The organism is Streptomyces sp. CA-251387 (assembly GCF_050936625.1).
GTDB lineage: Bacteria > Actinomycetota > Actinomycetes > Streptomycetales > Streptomycetaceae > Streptomyces.
On record NZ_JBNJMJ010000001.1, the window covers coordinates 1,201,472 to 1,223,946 of the forward strand.

Consider the following 22,475-nt stretch of genomic DNA (forward strand, 5'->3'; position numbering starts at 1 on the left):
CGTCCAGTCGTCCAGTCGGAAAACTGCAGCTCCGAGTGTGTCTGGGAGTCGTGACAAGCGGCTTCCGGTCGCACTAGGGTGCCCGCCGATGGACGAACCGATGGGGAGGCTGGGATGGCCGGGACGGACGAGGAGGCCGTCGCCGCCGCGGACGATGCGCTCTATGTGCTGACGGCGGTGCTGCTGACGCCGGCGAAATTCCCGAGCGTGCTGGGCGACGACTATCCGGAGGCCTGCGCGGCGCTCGGCCTCGCGCCGCTCGCCGACGGCTACGGCCTGGTTCTCGGCCAGGACAGCGAGGGCGCCCGGTGGACGGTCGTCATCGACGACGTCTCCCTGGTAGCCGTCGCCATCGCGTCCTGGGACTGCGGCATGGAGTACGACCTGTCACCCGACGAACGTACGGTCGTGGCCGCGCTGCCCGGGTGGCCCCTCGCGGTGGCCGTCGCCGCGCCCAATGTCCCCGCGCCGCACGATCCCGGCCCCGAGGTCGCGGACGGTCCACCGCTGGCGCCGCCGGACACGAGCGTCTGGGGCCCGGCTCAGCGCCGCCTGGGCGCCGACGAGATCGCCCTGCAGTGGGCGACGTGGCGGGAGCAGATCGACGACACCGACTTCGCACCCCCGGGCGGCGGGTCGGACGCTGCCGGAGGCGCGGACGAGGGCGAAGGCAAGGGCGAGGAGGCGGAGAAGGCCGGGGACCCGGGAGGCCACGGCGGTATCCGGCGGGTCCTCGCCGAGGCACGCGCATACGTGGAATCCCCGCCGCCGCTCGGCCGCGTCCGGTCGTCCTTCGCCTCGGGTGACGCGCGGACCCTGCGCGCGGACGGCCCCGGCTGGTCGCTCGTCGCCAGAACGGACGACATCGCGTTCGTGCTCCTCGACGACGAACCCGGCGAGGTCCTGCCGGTGGGCCGCGGACCGGAGCTGCCCGGGCTGCTGGAAGCGCTCGACAAAATGGCCGTACGGCCGAGCTGAGCCGCAAGCCGGGCGGCACGACGACGGCCCGGAGGCAGCCGTCGACGTCGCACACCACTGCCGCGTCCGGCACGGCTGCCGTGCGCTGAACGGGCCGACACTCCCCTGTGCAGGGAAGGATCGGGGGGCCGGCAAACACTCAGGCGATGCCCCTGTCGTGAGGCCCCATGTGGCGACGGCATTCGATGTGGCCCCAACCCATGGAAGGCGCGGTAGGAGACCCGCACGATGAGGCAGCCTTCACGGCTCCGACCTCTCCTGTGCCCGTCTCCCGCCTTCCAGGAGGCCTTCATGCGCCTGTCCCGAGGTGTCCCGTTCGTCGCCGCCACGCTGCTGGCCGGTGCCCTGAGCTGGCCGGCTCCCGTAGCGGCCACGGCCGCTGGTGAGCAGCACTGCGCCCGTCAGGAGCGTGTCCGGGTACCGGGTGCGGCCTTCCAGCAGAGCGCCTGTCTCCCGGATCTGACCACGGCGGGACTCGCCGGCACGCCCTATACCGACATGGCCGATCAGGCCGGGCTGACAGCACGGGGGACCCGGACACCGGCCGGGGTCCCCGGCGTGCAGATCGACGGCTACTTCCCGGACTCCTCCCGCTTCAACGCCACGCACGGCCGGCACCACGACGCCCAGTTCGTGATCCGGCTGCCGGACCGCTGGAACGGCGGACTGGTCGTCACCGGTGCTCCTGGTACGCGTAAGCAGTACGCGACGGACAGAGCGATCTCCGACCAGGTGCTCGCGCTGGGTTACGCCTACGCCGCGACCGACAAGGGCAACAACGGCGCCGACTTCTACCGTGACGGCAAGCGCCCCGGCGACGCGGTCGCCGAGTGGAACAAGCGGACCACCGAGCTGACCCGGGCCGCCCGCAAGGCGGTGGCCCAGCGCTATGGGCACGCTCCCCGCCGCACCTATATGACCGGGATCTCCAACGGCGGCTACCTGACCCGTTGGCAGCTGGAGAACCATCCCGAGCTGTACGACGGCGGTGTGGACTGGGAGGGTGCTCTGTGGACCGCGGAGGGTCCGAATCTGCTCACTTCCTTGCCCACTGCGGTGGCACGCGCGCTCGGCTCCGCGCGGGACGAGGACCTGTACACGGTCGGCTTCGCACATGGCTCCGAGTTTCTGTGGCCGTATCACGAGCAGGCCTACTGGGGAGTCACGCAGAAGATCTACCGCGCCGAGTTCGATCCGGCATACGACGCCGGCTGTCCCGGCCCGTCCGCGGGGAGCACGCCGGCACAGATCCTGGCACCGTGCGCGTCCGATGCCGCGTACGACTACGCGTCGCGTCCGGCGTCCGTCCGGCGCGCGGTGGCCCGCGTCGCACTGACCGGGCGCATCGGCAGACCGCTGATCACCCTCCACGGCGATCTGGACGCGCTGCTGCCGAAGGCCGCCGACTCGGACGTGTATGCGCGCATGGTCGACGCGAGCGGACGGGGCCGTCTGCACCGCTATTTCACGATCGCGGGCGGCACCCACGTCGACGGGCTGTACGACACCTATCCGGACCGGTTGCGGCCGATCCTGCCCTGCTACCGCTCGGCATTCGACGCGCTGGTGTCATGGGTGGAGCGCGGCACTCGACCGCCCGCGGACCGTACCGTCGGCAGGCCCGCGAACGGCGACGTGGTCAACTCCTGCGCGCTGTCCTCCCCGGTCGCACCGGCTGCCGGGTGACGGTCAGCGGCCGAGTTCCTTGCGGGTGACGCGGCGCAGCCGACGCCGTTGCGAGGGGTCCAGTGTGAGATACACAGCCGTCGGGACCCCCAGCACTATCAGAAGGTTCGCCCAGAACGGAAAGGGCAGCAGGATCAGCAGGATGATCCCGACCGCCGTAACCCCTGCGGCGATCTTCGTGTTCTTCGACATCTCCGTCGCCTCCTTCGCGGCCACCGCCGCTCTCTGTCCTGAAAACGGGCCTGCGCTCCCAGCGGTTCCGAACCGCGACCCTGAGACGACCCTGAGGTGTGGCCCTTACTGGTCACAAGGGAGATACCCAGCCCAGCACAAGAGTGATCTAGGTCACGGCGGCGGCATGCCGAATCGGTCACCCGAGTGCTGTACCCTCGGCCACTCCGACCTGAGTAGTCAAATTTGAGGAGTGTCGCAGAGCTGTGCCGAGGCTTTCCGAGGCAACACCGTCCGAGCTCTCTGAACTGGCATCCTGCTGTGCCGTTTTCCTACCCGGTGATCCGGTCCGCACCGGCCGGGTCGCCTTCTGGCGGGCCGAGGGCGACGCGGCTCCGCTCGTCGCATCCGGTTCCGCCGAGGACCTGACCGTCGCCCTGCCCGGCGAGGACGCTGTCGAGCTGGTGACCGTGCCGGCCGTCGTGCTGCCGGTGCGCGCCGCCCTGCCCGTGCTCACGCGTGCGCGTGCCGGAGCGCAGGGGCACCGGGCAGCCACTTTTTGGGGCGCCGCCTCGATGCTGGCCCTGCAACTCGTGGCACACGGTCTGCTGTTGCCCGGCCTCTCCGCGAACGACCACGACGCCTGGCGGGCCGGTCCCCTGCGACCCGAGGATGTCGAACACATCCGCGCCCTTGCCGCCGCCATGCCGCCGGAAGCGCACGCCGTACCGCTGGACGACGTCGAGCCGCTGAGGCTGCCGGACCCGGAGCGGCTGCTGCGGGCCTTCCTGGACGCGGTCGCCGATACGCTGCCCCGCTCCCCCGCGGCGGCGCTCGTGACGGGCGGCCCCGCCTATGCTGCACAGGAGCCACAGCACCTGCCCGAACAGCGCGCGTGGGCCGCCGATGTCGCCGCCGGCCACGACGCGGGCGTACGGCTCTCCCTGCGGCTCGAGGTCCCCGACCTCGCCGCGGCACAGCAGGATGACGCGGCGCTGTCGTTCCGGGCCGTGCTGCAGGTGCACAGCGTGAGTGATCCGGCGTTGGTCGCGGATGCCGGCGATGTGTGGGCGGGATCCGGCGCCTTCGGCCCACGCGCGCGGATGGACGCCCTGCTGGCGCTTCGCCGGGCCGCGCGTGCCTGGAGTCCGCTCACGCCGTTGCTCTCGGCAGCCGTGCCGGATGCCGTGGAACTCGCCGACGAGGAGGTGACGGACCTCCTGGGGGAGGGCGCTCGGGCACTCGCCGGGGCGGGGGTCGACGTGCACTGGCCCAAGGGGCTGGCCCGCACACTGACTGCCCGCGCGGTGATCGGTCCGCCGGACGACGACGCTGCGCTCGGCAAGGCGTCCTCGGACGTGCCGTCGCCCCTGTCCGCCGACGCGCTGCTCGCCTTCGACTGGTGGTTCGCCCTGGGCGACCGGCGGCTCACCCGCGAGGAGCTGGACCGTCTCGCCGAATCGCACCGCCCTGTGGTGCGGCTGCGCGACCAGTGGGTGCTCGTCGATCCTCAGGAGGTGCGACGCGCCCGCGCGCAGCAGGACCACAAGGTGACGCCCATCGACGCGCTCGGCGCCGCCCTGACGGGCTCCACCGAGGTCGACGGCCGCCAGGTCGAAGTACGGCCCACGGGGTGGCTGGCGGCGCTGCGCGAGCGGCTCGCGGACCCCGAGGGGCAGGAGCCGGTGGACCAGCCCGCCGCGCTCGCGGCCACCCTGCGGGACTATCAGCGGCGGGGCCTGAGTTGGCTGGCCGGGATGACGTCCCTGGGCCTGGGCTGCTGTCTGGCGGACGACATGGGCCTCGGTAAGACGATCACCCTCATCGCGCTGCATCTGCACCGGCAGTCCGACGCCTCGTCCGCCGGCCCGACGCTGGTGGTGTGTCCGACGTCCCTGATGGGCAACTGGCAGCGCGAGATCGAGAAGTTCGCGCCCGGCACGCGCGTGCGTCGCTTTCACGGGTCGCGGCGCGACCTGGACGGACTGGCGGACGGGGAGTTCGTGCTGACCACGTACGGCACGATGCGCCTGGACGCCCGCCGGCTCGCCGAGGTGCCGTGGGGCATAGTCGTGGCGGACGAGGCCCAGCACGTGAAGAACCCATACTCGGCGACCGCGCGGGAGCTGCGCTCCATCGGGGCACGCGCGCGCGTGGCGCTCACCGGCACCCCCGTCGAGAACAACCTGTCGGAACTGTGGGCGATCCTCGACTGGACGACGCCGGGCCTGCTGGGCAGGCTCGGCACCTTCCGCACGCGCTACGCGCAGGCCGTCGAGGGCGGTCAGGACCCGGCCGCCGCCGAGCGCCTCGCCCGGCTCGTGCGACCGTTCCTGCTGCGCCGCCGCAAGTCGGACCCGGGGATCGCGCCGGAACTGCCGCCCAAGACGGAGACCGATCGCGCCGTGTCTCTCACCACGGAACAGGCGGGACTGTACGAGGCCGTGGTCCGCGAGACGCTCGCGGAGATCTCCGGCGCCGACGCCATGGCGCGACGCGGCCTCATCGTGAAGCTCCTCACGGGACTGAAGCAGATCTGCAACCACCCCGCCCAGTTCCTCAAGGAGGAGCGGCCGAGGATCGCCGGGCGCTCGGGAAAGCTGGAGCTGCTGGACGAGCTGCTCGACACGATCCTCTCCGAGGGGGCGAGCGTGTTGGTCTTCACGCAGTACGTGCGCATGGGACGCCTCATCGAAGAGCATCTGGCGGCCCGCGGCGTGCCTTCGCAGTTCCTGCACGGCGGAACACCCGTGGCCGAGCGCGAGGCTTTGGTGCGGCGTTTCCAGGACGGTGAAGTGCCCGTCTTCCTGCTGTCGTTGAAGGCCGCGGGCACCGGCCTGAACCTCACCCGCGCCGAACACGTCGTGCATTACGACCGCTGGTGGAACCCCGCCGTCGAGGCGCAGGCCACCGACCGCGCCTACCGCATCGGCCAGACCCGGCCCGTGCAGGTGCACCGGCTGATCGCCGAGGGAACCATCGAGGACCGCATCGCCGACATGCTGAGCCGCAAGCGGGAGCTGGCCGATGCGGTTCTCGGCGCCGGCGAGGCGGCACTGACCGAGCTGACGGACGCGGAACTGGCCGAGCTGGTGCAGCTGCGAGGGGGCGCGCGATGACTCGACACGACGATGACGTGGACCACGACGGTGACATGGAGCGCACGTTCGCCGCACTGCCGCCCGCGCTCGGGCGGGGTTTCGCGCAGACATGGTGGGGCCAGGCCTGGCTGAAGGCGCTGGAGGAGACGGCGCTGGACTCGGCCCAGCTCAAGGCCGGCCGCAGGCTCGCTCGCGCGGGAGCGGTCGGTGCGGTGTCGGTGCGTCCGGGGCGCATCACGGCTGTCGTGCAGGGCCGCGACCGTACGGCGCACCGGGCGGACGTGCTGTTGGAGGAGCTGCCCGCGGAGCAGTGGGACCGCTTCCTGGACATGGCCGTCGAGCGGTCGGGGCATGTCGCGGCGTTGCTGGACCGCGACATGCCGCCGCATCTGGTGGAGGACGCGGCCGCCACGGGCATCGAACTGCTGCCGGGCATGGGGGATCTGGAACCGGAGTGCGGCTGCGGTGCCTGGGACCACTGCGGGCACACAGCAGCCCTCTGCTACCAGGTGGCACGACTCCTGGACCAGGACCCCTTCGTCCTGCTCCTGATGCGCGGACGGGCCGAACGCGAACTCCTGGACGACCTCCAGGCCCGCAGCGCCGCACCCGCCGACACGCCTTCCTCCGGACCGTCCGCTCCGTGCGAGCCGGAGGGCGTGGATGCCGCCGAGGCGTACGCGACCGGCGACATTCTGCCGCCGCTGCCTGCGCTGCCCGAGCTGCCCGCCGAGCCGGGAGTGCCGCCGTCCCTCGACACCGAGACGGCTCCCGCGCCCGGCGTCGACCCGGCCGCCCTGGAGTTCCTGGCCGCCCGGACAGCAGCGGAAGCGCACCGCATGCTCGCGGAGGCTCTGCGCACCGGTCCGGAACAGCGAGTCGCGGAGGCGGAGTTGACATTCGCCCAGGACGCGGTGCGTCTCGCCGCCGGCTCCCCCGCCGAGGGCGTGGCGGAGCGGCTGGCCGACGGGTCGGGGCGTGGCCGGGAGGGGCTGGCGACGGCCGTACGCGCCTGGCACATGGGGGGCATCGCCGCGGTGTCCGTGCTCGACGACGAGTGGACCGTCGAGGGCGAAACGCTCGCACGCGCGCGTGCCGCCCTGGAGTCGGCCTGGGACGAGGACGACCGGCCGTCGCTGCGGGCGAAGGGCAACCGCTGGACGGTCGTCGGTGCGCCGAGCCAGCTGCGCCTGGGGCGCGACGGCCGCTGGTGGCCGTACCGCAAGGAACGCGGCCGCTGGGTTCCCGCCGGAGGCCCCGCACAGGATCCGGCGACGGCGCTGGCCTCGGCTCAGCTCGCGTCCGAGGACGGGGCGCCGTAGGACGACCCTGCGTTGCCACCACGGCCAGCGGCTTCTCTTCGCCGAGTGCCCGGGCCGCGCCTGCCCCGCCGTCTCGTGTCATGCGCACGATTCTCCCAGGCGCTCCCTCAGCACTCGGAAGTCGGCTCGACGAGCGCCCGTCGTCCTGCGTTCACCTCTTAGTCGTACGGCGTTCCGCGCGGGCTCCAACTCTGACCGCTGTCAGTGAACTTGGTCCTCAGGAGGCCCGATGTCCCCGTATGCCACCGGCCGGAGCCGCGCCCACCGTTTCGTCGCCGGGGGCGTACCCCTCGCCGTGATCGCGGCGCTGGTGACCGCCGCCGGGCCCGCCGCCGGTGCCGGGGACGCGGACGGCAACCCGCGTGTCGTGCGCACGGCGACGCTCGGCGACATCCCCCTAGGCGCGTTCAGCAACGCGCTGCTGCCCGGCTCCGTGGACGACGATCGAGGCGTGGACCTCGGCGGCATCGGCAGCGACATCTATCCGACAGGCCGTAAGGGCGAGTTCTGGACGGTCACCGACCGTGGCCCCAACGGCCAGATCAAGGTGGACGGTACGAAGCGCCGCACGTTCCCCGTGCCGGGCTTCGATCCGGCGATCGTGAAGATCCGGGTATCGGAAGGCACCGTCAGGGTCCTGGACGCGATCCCGATCACGACCGCGTCCGGAAAGCCGGTCACCGGGCTGCCGAACCAGCAGGGGCGCGACGAGGCGCCGTACTCGTACGACGCGCGGACTGCTCTGACGTACAACCCGAACGGGCTGGACACGGAGGGCATCGTGCGGGCCGCCGACGGGAGTTTCTGGCTCGTCGACGAGTACGGGCCCTCGCTCGTGCACGTCTCCGCGCGCGGGAAGGTCCTCACGCGCTACGTGCCCGAGGGGCTCGGCCTCTCTGGCACGGACTACCCGGTGGTGGAGGCCCTGCCGTCCGTCCTGCTGCACCGGAAGGTCAACCGCGGCTTCGAGGGACTGGCCCAACTGCCCGGCGGCGACCTGGTAATGGCAGTGCAGAGCCCGCTGTCCCTGCCGGACACGGACGCCGGGGAGGCATCGCGCACCACGCGGCTGCTGCGGTTCTCGCCGAAGAAGGAGACGGTCACCGCGGAGTACGCGTACCGCTTCGACCCGGTGAACGTGGTGGACCCGAGCGAGGACGACACCTCCGAGCTGAAGATCTCGTCGGTCGTGGCCGTGGGCGGGAACCGCCTGTTGGTCGAGGAGCGCACGGACAAGGTGGCGCGGCTGCAGTTGGTGCGGCTGGAGCCCGCGGCGAACATCCTTGGTGGCCCCTGGGACGACGACACCACGTCGCCGTCGCTCGAGCAGCTCGACGACCCGGCGGCCGCGGGTGTGCCGGTGCTCTCCAAGAGGCTGGTCGTCGACCTGGGCACGGTCGACGGTGTGCCCGGGAAGATCGAGGGCGTGGCGCGCGTGGACCGCGACACGCTGGCGCTCATCAACGACAACGACTTCGGGATGACGGACGGCGCGGGCGCCTTCGACGCCCAGGGCCGGCTGGTCGACAGCGGTGTGGAGACGTCGGTGATCTATGTGCGGCTGCCCCGCGGGATCTGACAGCCGCTCACGACGCCTGGTTCGCCGCTCACGACGCCTGGCTCGCCGCTCACGACGCCTGGCTCGTCCGCGGCACGCACGCGTGGCCGGTACGGAACGCCACGCGTGCGTGCCGCGCGTCCATACCCAGCCCGGTGCGACTACGGCAGCTCGCCCTCCAGTGACGGAATCAGCGACTCCAGACCGCTCGGGAAGCCGCTGGGCAGCTCGGTGGGGAACCCCGACGGCAGTGATGTCGGCAAGTCACTCGGCAGCATGCTGGGGAGCTCCGTCGGGATGCTGAAGGACGGCTTGGGCGAGCCGCTGCTGCTCTCGGCCGGTGGATTCTCGTCGGGCGAGTCGTCGCTCCCCGAGGCCATCAGAACCACGACCACGACGGCTCCGACGGCCACGATCAAGGCGAGCAGGATGAACAGCGGATTCCGCCGCCGCCTCGGTCCCCCGCCCCCGTAGTGTGGTTCGGGTGGCGGCCAACCACCGTACGACGGCGGGCCGCTGTCTCCCTCCGGGGGCCCGTAGCCTCCCGGAGGGGGGCCGTAGCCCCCCGGTGTCCCTGACCCCTGTCCGGGCCCATGGTCTTCAGGAGGCGGTCCGAATCCGCCGCCCGGAGGCGGCGTGTCACCCGGCGGTCCGGGCGGCTGAGGCGGTACGGGCGGCATGGCCATACCATCCAGAGTCGCCTCATATCCGTCAGGATGCGACCCCTACAAGGGAGTTGATACGAGCTCCTGCCATGGATCGCATGATTCCGGAACATTCCGCGCGGAGATCGCTCAGTACCCCGTGCCGCATGTGACCGGGTCTCTCGACAGGCGAGTCACACGCGGCAGAGCGGATTCACCACGCGCGCGTGGCCTCAGCCGCGGGCGCCCAGCAGGTGGTCCATCGCCAGCTGGTCGAGGCGCTCGAACGCCATCCCGCGCGCGGCGACCGCCTCGACGTCGAACTCCTCGAAGGCCGAACGGTCCGCGAGCAGGGCCTTGAGACCGTCCGCCGCCGTGGGCTGCGCCAGCTCGTCCAGGCGGGAGACGCGCAGGGCCTCCTGGACCTCCGGGTCGGCCCGGAAGGCGGCCGAACGCTCCTTCAGGATGAGGTAGTTGCGCATGCAGCCCGCGGCCGACGCCCACACGCCGTCGAGGTCCTCGGTGCGCGGAGGCTTGAAGTCGAAGTGGCGGGGCCCCGTGTAGCCGGCGCTCTCCAGGAGGTCGACCAGCCAGAAGGCGGCACGCAGGTCGCCGGCGCCGAAGCGCAGGTCCTGGTCGTACTTGATGCCGGACTGGCCGTTGAGGTCGATGTGGAAGAGCTTGCCCGCCCACAGGGCCTGCGCGATGCCGTGCGGGAAGTTGAGCCCGGCCATCTGCTCGTGGCCGACCTCGGGGTTGACGCCGTACAGCTCCGGGCGCTCCAGGCGCTCGATGAACGCCAGCGCGTGGCCGACGGTGGGCAGCAGGATGTCGCCGCGCGGCTCGTTCGGCTTGGGCTCGATCGCGAACTTCAGGTCGTAGCCCTGGGAGGTGACGTACTCGCCGAGGAGGTCGAAGGCCTCCTTCATGCGGTCCAGGGCGACACGTACGTCCTTGGCGGCGCCGGACTCGGCGCCCTCGCGGCCACCCCAGGCGACGTACGTCTTTGCGCCCAGCTCGACCGCGAGGTCGATGTTGCGGACCGTCTTGCGCAGGGCGTAGCGGCGCACGTCGCGGTCGTTGGCGGTGAACGCGCCGTCCTTGAAGACGGGGTGCGTGAAGAGGTTGGTGGTGGCCATCGGCACGGTCATGCCGGTCGCGTCGAGAGCCTCACGGAAGCGCTTGATGTGCGCCTCGCGCTCGGTGTCGGAGGACCCGAAGGGGATCAGGTCGTCGTCGTGGAAGGTGACGCCGTAGGCGCCGAGCTCGGCCAGGCGCTGCACCGTCTCGACCGGGTCGAGGGCACGGCGGGTGGCATCGCCGAAGGGGTCCCGTCCCTGCCAGCCGACGGTCCACAGGCCGAAGGTGAACCTGTCCTCGGGGGTGGGCTGGTAGCTCATGCCGCGGCTCCTTGCTTGCTGACGACTGCTTGCTTCGACTATTTCGTCATGGCGGTTTACAAATTAGTATGCCGACGCGTCCCTGGGAAGGGACAAGATGTCCACCGAAGGGGTGAGGTCCGGGTCCTGGCGCCTCGGGCACCCTGGAAACAGCAGGTCAGAATCCCGCAGAGCCGCGGAAAAGGGAGAGCCCGATGTCAGCAGCCGAGGGTCCGCTCGTCGTCGGCGTGGACACGTCGACCCAGTCCACCAAGGCGCTGGTCGTCGACGCGTCGACCGGGCAGGTCGTCGCGAGCGGCCAGGCACCGCACACGGTGTCCTCCGGGGCCGGCCGCGAGAGCGACCCGCGCCAGTGGTGGGACGCCCTGTGCGAGGCGCTGCGTCAGTGCGGCGACGCCGCGCACGAGGCCGCCGCCGTGTCCGTCGGCGGACAGCAGCACGGCCTGGTCACGCTGGACGGCGGGGGTGAGCCGGTCCGTCCGGCCCTGTTGTGGAACGACGTGCGCTCGGCGCCGCAGGCACGCCGCCTGACGGAGGAGCTGGGCGGCGCCAAGTTCTGGGCCGAGCGCACGGGCTCCGTCCCGGCCGCCTCCTTCACGGTCACGAAGTGGGCCTGGCTGGGCGAGAACGAGCCGGAGGCGGTCCGGGCCACCAAGGCCGTACGGCTCCCCCACGACTACCTCACCGAACGCCTCACGGGGCAGGGCACCACCGACCGCGGCGACGCCTCCGGTACGGGCTGGTGGGCATCGGGCACGGAGTCGTACGACGAGGAGATCCTGGCGCACGTCGGCCTCGACCCGGCGCTGCTGCCCCGTGTGGTCCGGCCCGGTGAGGTCGCGGGCACCGTGCGCGACAGCCACGACCTGCCGTTCTCCAAGGGCACCCTGGTCGCTCCCGGCACCGGCGACAACGCGGCCGCCGCGCTGGGCCTCGGCCTGCGTCCCGGCGCGCCGGTGCTGAGCCTCGGCACGTCGGGCACGGTGTACGCGGTCTCGAAGCGGCGCCCGGCCGACCCGACCGGCACTGTGGCGGGCTTCGCCGACGCGCACGGCGACTGGTTGCCGCTGGCCTGCACTCTGAACTGCACGCTCGCCGTCGACCGCCTGGCGACCCTGCTGGGCCTCGACCGCGAGGCCGTGGAACCCACCACCGGTCTCACCCTCCTGCCCTACCTGGACGGCGAACGCACCCCGAACCTGCCGAACGCCTCCGGCCTCCTGCACGGCCTGCGCCACGACACGACCGCCGGTCAGCTCCTGCAGGCCGCCTACGACGGCGCCGTCCACGCGCTGCTGGGCGCCCTGGACCTGGTCCTGGACGACGACGCGGACCGCTCGGCCCCGCTGCTGCTGATCGGCGGCGGCGCCCGGGGTACGGCCTGGCAGCAGACCGTACGACGGCTGTCGGGGCGGCCGGTGCAGGTGCCCGAGGCCAAGGAGCTGGTCGCGCTCGGCGCGGCGGCCCAGGCGGCCGGCCTGCTGACCGGCGAGGATCCGGCCGCGGTCGCCCGGCGCTGGAACACCACACGGGGTCCGGTGCTCGACGCCGTGGAGCGGGACGAGGAGACGCTCGCCAGGATCAGCGGGGTACTCTCCGACGCGGCCCCGCTGCTGGAGCGGCGCCCGGAAGCTCACTGAGGACTGACTTCAGGCATGACCGCACCGCTGCACGAGGCCCACCCGGCCGGCGCCGGGCGCGCGCTGCCCAACACCCAGCAGGGCATGCGCCGCCGCAACCTCGCCCGGGTGATGCACACCGTCAGCGCCGAGGGAACGCTCTCCCGTGCCGCCGTGGCCTCCCGCATCGGGCTGACCCGTGCGGCGGTGTCCACGCTCGTCGACGAGCTGATCCGCTCGGGGCTGCTGGAGGAGCTCGGCCCCGAGCGGCCCGGCCGGGTGGGCCGTCCCGGGTCGGCGCTGGCCGTCAGCGGGCACGGTCCCGCCGGAATCGGCGCCGAGGTCGGCGTCGACCATCTCGCCGTCTGCGCCGTGGATCTGCGCGGCGAGGTGCGGTCCAGAGCGGTGCGGTACGGCGCGAACCGGGGCCGTGCACCGGAGCCGGTGATCGAGGAACTCACCGAGCTGGTGCGCCGGGTGCTCGCCGAGGCCGAGCGCGAGGGACTGTGGGCCGCCGGTCTGGCGGTCGCCGTGCCGGGTCTGGTGGCCCGGGACGCCCGTACGGTCGTCCGCGCACCGAACCTCGACTGGCGCGACACGGATCTCGGCGGTCTGCTGCCCGTGGACTTCCCACTGACCGTGGGCAACGAGGCCAACTTCGGCGCGCTCGCCGAACTCTGGCTGGGCGACGGCACCCCGCGTGACTTCCTGCATGTGTCGGCGGAGATCGGCATCGGCGCGGCGGTCGTGGTGGACGGAGGGCTGCTGCACGGAACACGCGGTTTCGCCGGCGAGTTGGGGCACGTGCCCGTCCGGCCGGACGGGCCCGACTGCCCGTGCGGGGGGCGCGGATGCCTGGAGCAGTACGCCGGTGAGGAGGCGGTGCTGCGTGCGGCCGGACTGGAGCCGGGCGAGGACCGCGTCGGGCTGCTCGCCGAGCGGGCCGCCGGGGGCGACGAGGACGTACGGCGGGCCTTGCGCGACGCGGGAACAGCGCTCGGTATCGCACTGACCGGCGCGGTCAATCTGCTCGACCCCGAGAGCGTGGTGCTGGGCGGAGCCCTGGCAGGGCTGGCGCCCTGGCTGCTGCCGTCGCTGGAGGCCGAGTTGGACCGACGCACCGCGGGGCCCGCCTGTCCGGTGTCCGTGTCGCGGCTGGGTCCCGAGGGTCCGTTGCTGGGGGCCGCGCACTCGGTGGTGCGAGCCGTCCTCGACGATCCGGCAGCAGTGGCGGAACGGGCCTGATTCCAGGCCGAGTTCGGCGATCGTTCGGGGTTTCCCCGCTGCTCCGAGCCGGGCCACCCCACCCGTTCGAGTGAGCGAGTTATCCACAATCCCGCCGCTGTCCACGGAAAAACGGCATGCCCTTCTGACCGACCTGCCTGCCCCGTACCGTGATTCACGCGAGGCACGGCCATCGTGCCAGGGACGTCGAGGCAGCTCACCACCGTGAAGAAGAGGGGGATTCACATGTCGAGGGAAACTGCAGCAGGGGTGCGGCGATGAGCGACCCCCGGATCCTGACCGTGCGGCCCGAGCCCGGCGAGTACGCCTGGACGTTCGGCGGCGCGCCGCCCGTGGCGCGCATCGCACCCGGCACGGTCCTCGACCTGTACACGGAGGACTGCTTCGCGGGACGGGTGCGGTCGGAGAAGGACCTGGTGTCCGAGGTGTGCGAATTCCCCTACCTCAACCCGCAGACCGGCCCCTTCCACATCGAGGGCGCCGAACCGGGTGACACGGTCGCCGTGCACTTCGTGTCGATCGAACCGGCTCGGGACTGGGCCGCGTCGACCACCGTCCCGCTGTTCGGCGCGCTCACCTCGACGCACACCACGGCCACGCTGCAACCACCCCTGCCGGAGACGGTGTGGATCTGGCAGCTCGACCGGACGCGGCGTACGGCGCTGTTCCGGGCGCACGACAGCGACATCGAGGCCGAACTGCCCATGGACCCGATGCACGGCACCGTCGGGGTGGCACCGGCCAATCTGGAGGTGCGCTCGGCCCTGGTGCCCGACGCGCACGGCGGGAACATGGACACGCCGGAGATGCGGGCCGGCGTCACCTGCTATCTCGGGGTGAACGTCGAGGGCGCGCTGCTCAGCCTCGGCGACGGACACGCCCGGCAGGGCGAGGGCGAGACCTGTGGAGTCGCGGTCGAGTGCGCGATGAACACCGTGGTGATCGTCGAGCTGCTCAAGGGTCTCGCCACACCCTGGCCGCGCATCGAGTCGGACACGCACCTCATCTCGACGGGTTCGGCCCGGCCGCTGGAGGACGCGTTCCGGATATCCCAGCTGGACCTGGTGCAGTGGCTGGTACGCGACTACGGGTTCAGTGAGCTGGACGCCTACCAGTTCGCGACCCAGGCAGTCGAGTCGCCGCTGGCCAATGTGTGCGACACCAACTACACGTGCGTGGCCAAGATCCGCAAGCAGTGGCTGCCCCCACACGAGACGCACCGCGGAGTGCATGCGCGGCTGCGGGAGGTGGCGGCGACTCTGCGCTGAGCGTCCCGGCCGACCACGAGCCGAAAGGCAACCTCCTCGCCGCAAGCAAACCCCTACTGAAAGGCAATCCCCTTTTGGAATCCGCAAGACCGCGTCTCAGCCGACGCCGGATCCTCCAAGGAACCGCCCTCGCCGCCGTCCCGTACGGCCTCCTCCCCGCACGGCGGGCCGGAGCGCACACGCCGGGCCCCGACTACCCGCTCGCCGAGTGGCTGCCGGCGAGCGCCGGCAACTACACCGCGGCCGACCGCCCCACGACCCACCCCGTGGACCAGGTGATCATCCACGTGACCCAGACCTCCTACCGCAAGACCCTGCTGGTCTTCCAGAACCCCGAGAAGAAGGTGTCCGCCCACTACGTCGTCCGGTCGGCCGACGGACACGTGTCCCAGTGCGTGCGCGAGGCCGACATCGCCTGGCACGCCGGAGACTGGGACCACAACACGCGCAGCGTCGGCATCGAGCACGAGGGCTGGGTGGACAGTCCCGGCTACTTCACCGACGTCCTGTACGAGAAGTCCGCCCGACTCACGGCGGCGATCTGCGCCAGACACGGCATACCGAAGGACCGTGCGCACATCATCGGGCACTACGAGGTGCCGGGCACGGACCACACCGATCCTGGCCCGCACTGGGACTGGACCCGCTACATACGACTGGTCAATCTCGCCTGAGGGCTCGCACGTCTGCGCCGGTGTGCCCACCGTTCGGGTGTCGACCGTCGAAAAGGTTGTCCGCGCACGTACCCGGAGTGACGATGTCCCCAGACGCATCGCCGTCCGGGGAGGCCGAGTTGACGGATCCGTGGGTGGCCCTGGAACCGGGGGCCGACCCTGCCGAGCGTGTACGGGTGCTGCGTCGTGCGCATGAGACGTTCACCGAGGTGGGGACCGTGCCGAAGCCGGTGCGTGCCGTGGTGGCCGACTCGTGGCGGCGTTCCGCGCGGGCCGGCGTCGGTCCGGACGGCGTCGCGAGTGTGGAGTTGGCGGACGGAGAGCTCGGCGCCTATCGCGCGGAGCATCCGCTGGCGCCGGTGATGCCGTTGTTCCGGGAGCTGCTCGGCACGTTCGCCGCCGACGGGGAGCACCTGCTCGCGGTGTGCGACGCGCACGGCAGACTGCTGTGGGTGGAAGGTCATGCCACGACTCGGCGCCGGGCGGGGCTGATGAACTTCGTGCCGGGTGCGCGGTGGGCGGAGACCGCGGTCGGGACCAACGCACCGGGCACGGCGGTCGCCGTGGACCGGCCGGTGCAGGTGTTCGCCGCCGAGCACTTCATCCGCCAGGTGCAGCCGTGGACCTGTGCGGCGGCGCCGGTGCACGATCCGCGGACCGGGCGGGTACTCGGGGCGGTGGACATCACCGGCGGGGACGGGCTCGCGCATCCGCACAGCCTGGGCTTCGTGCAGGCGGTGGCGCGTGCCGCGGAGTCCCACCTGGCGCTGCTCGCCCCGCCGGTGCCCGCTGCCGGCACGCCCGAGCTGATCGCGCTGGGCCGTGACGATGCGCAGTTGCTCATGGGCGGCCGCCGGGTCAGGCTCAGTCGCCGGCACAGCGAGATCCTGGTGCTGCTGGCCCGCCACCCGGAGGGGCTGACCGGGGACGAGTTGCTGTGCGCGTTGTACGAGGACGAGTCGGTGACGCCGGTGACGCTGCGCGCCGAGCTGGCCCGCCTGCGCCGGACACTCGGCCCCGGACTGCTCGCCTCGCGGCCGTACCGGCTCACGGTGCCCGTCGAGTCGGACGTGGCGGCCGTCGAACGCCGCCTGGAGACGGGGGCGGTCACGGCCGCGGCCACGGCGTACTCCGGTCCGTTGCTGCCCGGTTCCCGGGCACCGGCGGTGGTGCGGCTCAGGCGGCGCCTGGCCGACGGCCTGCGGACGGCGCTCATCGCCCGCCGCGACCCCGACCTGCTGGCCGACTGGGCGCACGCGCCGTGGGGCGAGGACGACCTCGACGTATGGCGGGCACTCGCTGCGGTGCGCCCGACGGCGGCGGTGCGGTCACGGCTGGCCGCGCTGGAGTCCGAGCTGTCGGCGCCGCCCACGTGGGAACACCGCCCGGCGCGCTGACCGGGCCCCAGGGGCAGTGACAGGACGCTCGGCGCGCTGACAGGACCCTCGGGGCGCTGACCGGACCCTGGGGGCACTGACAGGACCCGCAGGGCACTGACGACCAGGGCCCTCGGAGCCCTGATGGCCCCCGGCCCGCGCAACGTACTTGCAACGTCGCCGTCCCTAGCCTCGCGCCGAGAGCTGCCCAACGGCGGGCAGCGCTTCTTCGGGAGGCACAGGAGTATGACCCGTTACGCGGCGCCCGGCACCGAGGGTGCGATCGTCTCCTACCAGGCGCGCTACGACCACTTCATCGGCGGGGAGTACGTGCCGCCGATCCGGGGGCAGTACTTCGAGAACCCGTCACCGGTGAACGGGCAGCCGTTCACCGAGATCGCGCGGGGCACGACGGAGGACGTGGAGCGGGCGCTGGACGCGGCGCACGCGGCCGCCCCCGCGTGGGGCCGGACCTCGGTGACCGAGCGCGCCGGCATCCTGCTCAAGATCGCCGACCGGATGGAGGCGAACCTGGAGCGGCTGGCGGTCGCCGAGAGCTGGGAGAACGGAAAGCCGGTGCGGGAGACGCTGGCCGCCGACATTCCGCTGGCCATCGACCACTTCCGCTACTTCGCGGGAGCGATCCGCGCCCAGGAGGGCTCGCTCGGCGAGGTCGACGACGACACGGTGGCGTACCACTTCCACGAGCCGCTCGGCGTGGTCGCGCAGATCATCCCGTGGAACTTCCCGATCCTCATGGCGACGTGGAAGCTCGCCCCGGCACTGGCCGCGGGCAACGCGGTCGTGCTCAAGCCGGCCGAGCAGACCCCGGCGTCCATCCACTACTGGATCGGCCTGGTCGCCGATCTGCTTCCGCCCGGCGTCGTCAACATCGTCAACGGCTTCGGCGTGGAGGCGGGCAAGCCGCTGGCGTCCAGCCCGAGGGTGGCCAAAGTGGCGTTCACCGGGGAGACCACGACCGGCCGGCTGATCATGCAGTACGCCTCGGAGAACATCACCCCGGTCACCCTCGAACTCGGCGGCAAGTCCCCGAACATCTTCTTCGACGACGTCTGGGCGGCGAACGACGACTTCCGGGACAAGGCACTCGAGGGCTTCACGATGTTCGCGCTCAACCAGGGCGAGGTGTGCACCTGCCCGTCCCGGGCGCTGGTGCAGCGGGGCAACTACGCCGAGTTCATGGAGGCGGCGATCGCCCGTACCGAACAGATCAAGACCGGTCACCCGCTGGACACGGACACCATGATCGGTGCACAGGCCTCCAACGACCAGCTGGAGAAGATCCTCTCCTACCTGGACATCGGCCGGCAGGAAGGCGCGAGGGTCCTCACGGGCGGCGAACGTATCGAGCACGAGGGCGAGTTGAAGGGCGGCTACTACGTCCAGCCAACCATCTTCGAGGGCGACAACCGCATGCGGATCTTCCAGGAGGAGATCTTCGGGCCGGTCGTCTCCGTGACGTCCTTCGACGACTTCGACGACGCCGTCAAGATCGCCAACGACACGCTGTACGGCCTCGGCGCCGGCGTGTGGACGCGGGACATCAACACCGCGTACCGCGCGGGCCGCGCGATCCAGGCGGGCCGCGTGTGGACGAACTGCTACCACGCCTACCCGGCGCATGCGGCGTTCGGCGGCTACAAGGGCTCGGGGATCGGCCGTGAGACGCACAAGATGATGCTGGAGCACTATCAGCAGACCAAGAACCTGCTGGTGTCGTACTCGCCGAAGAAGCTGGGCTTCTTCTAAGAGGCTTCCACGTCGGTGTGCAGTATGTGGTGGTCCGAGTACGGGGTCGGCTGCACATGGTGCTCGAGCGGGACGAACCCACGCAGGAAGATGTAGTCGAACTTGGTCTGCCAGTCGGTGGTCGGCTCGCAGCCGGCGGTGGCCGAGGGACGGCACTGGGGGTCTGTGTCCTCGGCCAGCGCCCAGATCCCGCTGAGTTCGGAGGCGTCCGGCACGGCGTTGAAGTCGCCGAGAACGATGGCGCGCTCGTGCCGGGCGACGTCTGCGGCGAGTACGGCGACCTGGTCTGCTCGGACTGCCTCTTGACGTCGGTGGGCGAGATGTGTGTTGAAGACCCGGACGAGCCGGCCGCCCACAGTGGTGGTGACTGCCATGTACCCACGGTCCTCGGATCCGCCGTCGGGGTAGTCCACGCTGACGGGATCGGTCATCGGTGCCGCCGAGAGGACCGCCTGGCCGTAGGCCCCGGGACTCCACGGCACTCCCCCGCAGCGGCCCCAACTCCGAAGAACCGTCCCGTATTCGACGTGGTACACGAGCCCGTATCGGCTCTCCAGATAGTCCCGGGTCCTTTCGACATCACGCACGCACGCTTCTTGCAGGCCGATGACCTCGGGCGCAAACGTGGCGATCTCCGCCGCCCGGTCGACGCTGCTCGTCTCGCAGGGGTTGCAGATGTTCCACGTCAGGACCCGGTTCGGTACGACATCCCTGACGGCTTCGGCGGACTGGGACCCGGCGTGGAGGACACCGCTCGGTGCACTGGGGCCGACGAGCACCATCCAGACCACGGTCATGGCGCCCGCGAACAACCGCGTGCCCCTTCCGAGCACTATCGCCTCCTCGAAGTGGATACGTAGGGCATCCGACGTCTCCAAGCACGAGGTTATGGGACGGGGCTCAGTCCATGGAATGGGCACCGGCCGGTCCAACTCCCGCACCATCCCTGGGCCTGTCATGCCCGATGCGGCAATCGGGCGACCTGGGTCGGGTCCGGCGCCTCTTCCGGCCGACCGGGAGCGGTGCGAGTAGCGGCATGCGCGCCGCCTATTCGGGTGCTTGTGTGCACGTCAGCGCTTCTCGCACGGGGGCCGGCGGCATACCTCTGGCGACCACACACCAACCGAAGGAGACGCTCATGCGTGCACCTGCCGTGCTGGCCGCCATCGCTCTCGCCGGGACTGTTCTGCTCGGAGGCGCGGGCCAGGCCCTTGCCTACGACAACGACGATTTGAGTGGTTTTGGAGTTGATTTCGGGAGCAAGGCTCCCGCTGCGTCCGATTTCGGCAAGGGTGCCCCTGGTTTCGACCAGAGCGCATCGGATTCCGACCAGGGTGCCTCTGGCTTCGACCAAGGTGCGGCCGACTCCGATCAGGCCACCTCTGGCTTCGACCAAGGTGCAGCCGGCTCCGATCAGGGCGCCTCTGGTCTCGACCAGAGCGCGTCTGGTTCCGACCAGAGTGCCGCTGATTTCAACCAGGCCGGGTCCATTTTCGACCAGCCCACCGGCCGCTGACGACTGGGCCGCGCCTTCATTCCCTGCCCCGCACCGTGATGCTCACGGTGTGGGGCGGGGCTTTTCCCATGCGCCGACCCTGACCGTCTGGCCCAGCCCCGGCCCCGCTTTCACCCCGCCCCCACCCGGCGCAGCCCGGACAGGCTGCTCCCACCCCATCCCCACGGCCGGCGCGGCCGGGACAGGCGCCGACCTCACGTGCACGGGATGCTTATGAGGGGGGACCCGACGAGGACGGCCGGGAGGTGAGGGCGATGATCGCCGTCAACCCGATGGACGGCGCCTCGGTGCTGGCGACCTTCGGTGCCCTCGGTGTCCTCGTGGTGATCTTCGCGGAGTCGGGTCTGCTGGTCGTGGGCTTCTTCCTGCCCGGTGACACGCTGCTGTTCCCGGCCGGCGTGCTGTGCGCGGGATCTGCCGAGCAGGCGCCACGGCTGGTGCTGTGGCAGGTGCTGCTGTGCGCGGCCGTCGGCGCCGTGGCGGGTGCCCAGGTCGGGTTCCTGATCGGGCGGCACGGCGGGCGGGCCCTGCTGGCCCGCACCGAGAGACGGCGCGTACGGGAGACGGCGGCGCGGGCCGAGAAGCTCCTGGCCCGCTACGGCTACGGCAAAGCCCTGGTGATCGGCCGTTTCGTCCCGATGGTGCGGACGGTCCTGCACCCGGCGGCCGGAGCCCTCGGCGTGCCCACCCGGAGCTTCACCGTCTGGCAGATCGTCGGCGGCCTGCTCTGGTCGCAGGGCCTCGTCCTGGCCGGTTACACGCTCGGGACCTCCGTCCCCGACATCGACGACTTCCTGCTGCCGCTGGTCGCCGCAGTCGTCGTGATCTCGCTGCTGCCCCTGCTGCCGCTGCTGACCGAGGCACGACGCGCGCGGCGCGATCGCTGACGCGCATCGCCTCCGCGCCCCGTCTCCTCAGCACCTCGCCTCGGCGGCCCTTCAAGCACGTCAGGAGAACAGCGCGCCCACATCCGGCCTCTTCTCCCCGAAGATCCCGTCCTCCTCCCCCAGCGAGGCCAGCTTCTCCAGCGACGCCATGTCGACCTCGGCCGGCCAGCTGGGGAGGGTGAGGTCGTCGATGACGTCATCGCTGATCTTGGTGTAGGTGGTGAGGATCCGGCGCGCCTCGTCGGGGTGCTCGGAGGCGTACCGCAGCGATTCGGTCATCGCCTCGGCGAACTTCTTCACCAGCGAGGGGTTCTCCTGCGCCAACTTCGCGGAGGTGAAGTACGTCGCCACGGTGAGCTTCGGGTCGGTCTCGGCGAACGGCGACGCCACCACGCGGGCACCCTGCGCCTTGGCGATCGTCATCGCCGGCTCGCCCATCCAGGCGGCGTCCACGCGCCCGTCGTCCAGCGCGGCCGGCATCTGGTCGAACGGTATCTCCACGAACTCGACCTTCGAGGGGTCGCCGCCGGCCTTGCGTACGGATTCGCGAACGGTCGTGTCGCCGATGTTCTGGAGGGTGTTGACCGCCACCGTCCGGCCGGCGAGGTCCTTCGCCGACTTGACCGGGCTGTCCTTCTTGACGGCCACGCCGGTGACGTCGCCGCCGACCTTGCCGTTGGAGGCCGCCCCGTTCGCCACGGACTTCACGGGAACGCCCTTCGTCTGGGCCAGCATCAGGGAGGTCGTGTTGCTGAAGCCGAACTGGAACTGCCCGCTCACCACACCGGGAATGATCGCCGCGCCACCCTGGGCACCGACCATCTTCAGATCGAGGCCGCGACTGCCGAAGAAGCCCTTCTTCTGCCCCAGATAGAGCGGCGCCACGTCCACGATGGGTACGACGCCGATCGTGACCTGCGTCTTTCCGCTCTCTCCGGAGGATGACCCGGCACCGCCGCCGGAGTCCGACGAGCCACACCCCGCGAGGCCCACGACGACCACCGCCGCTGCGACAAGCCCGAACACGCGCCTTTGCATGGGCTCCTCCTGCTGAGAAACGCTGGTGAGAAACGAGGTGTGCGAGCCGAAAGACCTGGCGGACGTTGTGCAGATTGTTGACGCCTGAAACGTACACACCCAGCTTCCGCCTGTCAGTCCCTCGAACCGAAGGAAGTTCCAACAGGCCCGAGAATGACCTCGTTCGACTCGTCGGACATTGTTCGAAACCTCTTGACGCTGCCCCACACCCCGGCTGACACT

The 22,475-nt window shown here is 71.2% G+C and carries 18 protein-coding genes; 13 read left to right on the top strand and 5 right to left on the bottom strand.

All coding sequences use genetic code 11. The annotated features are described in order from the left end of the window. The first annotated feature begins 114 nt into the window (after positions 1-114). Positions 115-978 (top strand): hypothetical protein, encoded by an 864-nt coding sequence (locus tag ACQEV2_RS05235; RefSeq protein WP_433037008.1) that lies wholly within the window; start codon positions 115-117, stop codon positions 976-978. A 291-nt stretch (positions 979-1,269) separates the two neighbouring features. Next, entirely contained in the window at positions 1,270-2,664 is a 1,395-nt protein-coding gene (locus ACQEV2_RS05240) for a tannase/feruloyl esterase family alpha/beta hydrolase (RefSeq protein WP_433037010.1), read from the top strand. Positions 2,665-2,667: 3 nt separating this feature from the next. On the opposite strand, the gene ACQEV2_RS05245 is transcribed toward ACQEV2_RS05240, so the two are convergent. Further along, complete coding sequence (locus ACQEV2_RS05245; protein WP_433037012.1) at positions 2,668-2,856, bottom strand: hypothetical protein; 189 nt, start codon at positions 2,854-2,856, stop codon at positions 2,668-2,670. Between the two features lie 245 nt (positions 2,857-3,101). Between ACQEV2_RS05245 and ACQEV2_RS05250 the strand changes: the two genes are divergently transcribed. The 3 genes from ACQEV2_RS05250 to ACQEV2_RS05260 all read left to right on the top strand — a co-directional run bounded on the left by ACQEV2_RS05250 (position 3,102) and on the right by ACQEV2_RS05260 (position 8,837). Further along, a complete protein-coding gene (locus tag ACQEV2_RS05250; RefSeq protein WP_433037014.1) occupies positions 3,102-5,954 on the top strand; it encodes an SNF2-related protein in 2,853 nt (950 codons plus the stop codon). Further along, a complete protein-coding gene (locus ACQEV2_RS05255) occupies positions 5,951-7,258 on the top strand; it encodes an SWF or SNF family helicase (RefSeq protein WP_433037016.1) in 1,308 nt (435 codons plus the stop codon). The genes ACQEV2_RS05250 and ACQEV2_RS05255 overlap by 4 nt, the downstream gene beginning before the upstream one ends. A gap of 229 nt (positions 7,259-7,487) precedes the next feature. Then, positions 7,488-8,837, top strand: coding sequence for an esterase-like activity of phytase family protein (locus tag ACQEV2_RS05260; protein WP_433037018.1), 1,350 nt, complete (start codon positions 7,488-7,490; stop codon positions 8,835-8,837). A 140-nt stretch (positions 8,838-8,977) separates the two neighbouring features. On the opposite strand, the gene ACQEV2_RS05265 is transcribed toward ACQEV2_RS05260, so the two are convergent. Next, positions 8,978-9,229 (bottom strand): hypothetical protein, encoded by a 252-nt coding sequence (locus ACQEV2_RS05265; protein WP_433054212.1) that lies wholly within the window; start codon positions 9,227-9,229, stop codon positions 8,978-8,980. Positions 9,230-9,693: 464 nt separating this feature from the next. Next, positions 9,694-10,860 carry a xylose isomerase gene (xylA, locus tag ACQEV2_RS05270; protein ID WP_433037020.1) on the bottom strand — a complete coding sequence of 389 codons (1,167 nt, stop codon included), beginning with the start codon at positions 10,858-10,860 and terminating at the stop codon, positions 9,694-9,696. Positions 10,861-11,054: 194 nt separating this feature from the next. Between xylA and xylB the strand changes: the two genes are divergently transcribed. From xylB to exaC, 6 genes are all read left to right on the top strand, one after another. After that, complete coding sequence (gene xylB, locus ACQEV2_RS05275; protein WP_433037022.1) at positions 11,055-12,500, top strand: xylulokinase; 1,446 nt, start codon at positions 11,055-11,057, stop codon at positions 12,498-12,500. A gap of 15 nt (positions 12,501-12,515) precedes the next feature. Further along, on the top strand, positions 12,516-13,724 hold the full coding sequence (locus ACQEV2_RS05280; RefSeq protein ID WP_433037024.1) for an ROK family protein: 1,209 nt from the start codon (positions 12,516-12,518) through the stop codon (positions 13,722-13,724). 257 nt (positions 13,725-13,981) lie between these two features. Next, positions 13,982-14,992 carry an acetamidase/formamidase family protein gene (locus ACQEV2_RS05285; RefSeq protein WP_433037026.1) on the top strand — a complete coding sequence of 337 codons (1,011 nt, stop codon included), beginning with the start codon at positions 13,982-13,984 and terminating at the stop codon, positions 14,990-14,992. 74 nt (positions 14,993-15,066) lie between these two features. Continuing rightward, on the top strand, positions 15,067-15,666 hold the full coding sequence (locus ACQEV2_RS05290; protein WP_433037028.1) for an N-acetylmuramoyl-L-alanine amidase: 600 nt from the start codon (positions 15,067-15,069) through the stop codon (positions 15,664-15,666). Between the two features lie 83 nt (positions 15,667-15,749). After that, on the top strand, positions 15,750-17,063 hold the full coding sequence (locus ACQEV2_RS05295; RefSeq protein WP_433037030.1) for a GAF domain-containing protein: 1,314 nt from the start codon (positions 15,750-15,752) through the stop codon (positions 17,061-17,063). Positions 17,064-17,288: 225 nt separating this feature from the next. Then, entirely contained in the window at positions 17,289-18,812 is a 1,524-nt protein-coding gene (gene exaC, locus ACQEV2_RS05300; RefSeq protein ID WP_433037032.1) for an acetaldehyde dehydrogenase ExaC, read from the top strand. Here exaC and ACQEV2_RS05305 read toward each other — a convergent pair. Then, a complete protein-coding gene (locus ACQEV2_RS05305; protein WP_433054215.1) occupies positions 18,809-19,648 on the bottom strand; it encodes an endonuclease/exonuclease/phosphatase family protein in 840 nt (279 codons plus the stop codon). The genes exaC and ACQEV2_RS05305 overlap by 4 nt on opposite strands. A gap of 302 nt (positions 19,649-19,950) precedes the next feature. Between ACQEV2_RS05305 and ACQEV2_RS05310 the strand changes: the two genes are divergently transcribed. Together ACQEV2_RS05310 and ACQEV2_RS05315 are read left to right on the top strand one after the other, a co-directional pair. Beyond that, positions 19,951-20,328, top strand: a complete 378-nt coding sequence (locus ACQEV2_RS05310) for a hypothetical protein (RefSeq protein WP_433037034.1) — start codon at positions 19,951-19,953, stop codon at positions 20,326-20,328. Between the two features lie 254 nt (positions 20,329-20,582). Then, positions 20,583-21,215, top strand: a complete 633-nt coding sequence (locus ACQEV2_RS05315; protein WP_433037036.1) for a DedA family protein — start codon at positions 20,583-20,585, stop codon at positions 21,213-21,215. A 60-nt stretch (positions 21,216-21,275) separates the two neighbouring features. On the opposite strand, the gene ACQEV2_RS05320 is transcribed toward ACQEV2_RS05315, so the two are convergent. Continuing rightward, positions 21,276-22,253: an ABC transporter substrate-binding protein gene (locus ACQEV2_RS05320; protein ID WP_433037038.1), complete on the bottom strand. Its 978-nt coding sequence runs from the start codon at positions 22,251-22,253 to the stop codon at positions 21,276-21,278. Positions 22,254-22,475 lie beyond the last annotated feature (222 nt).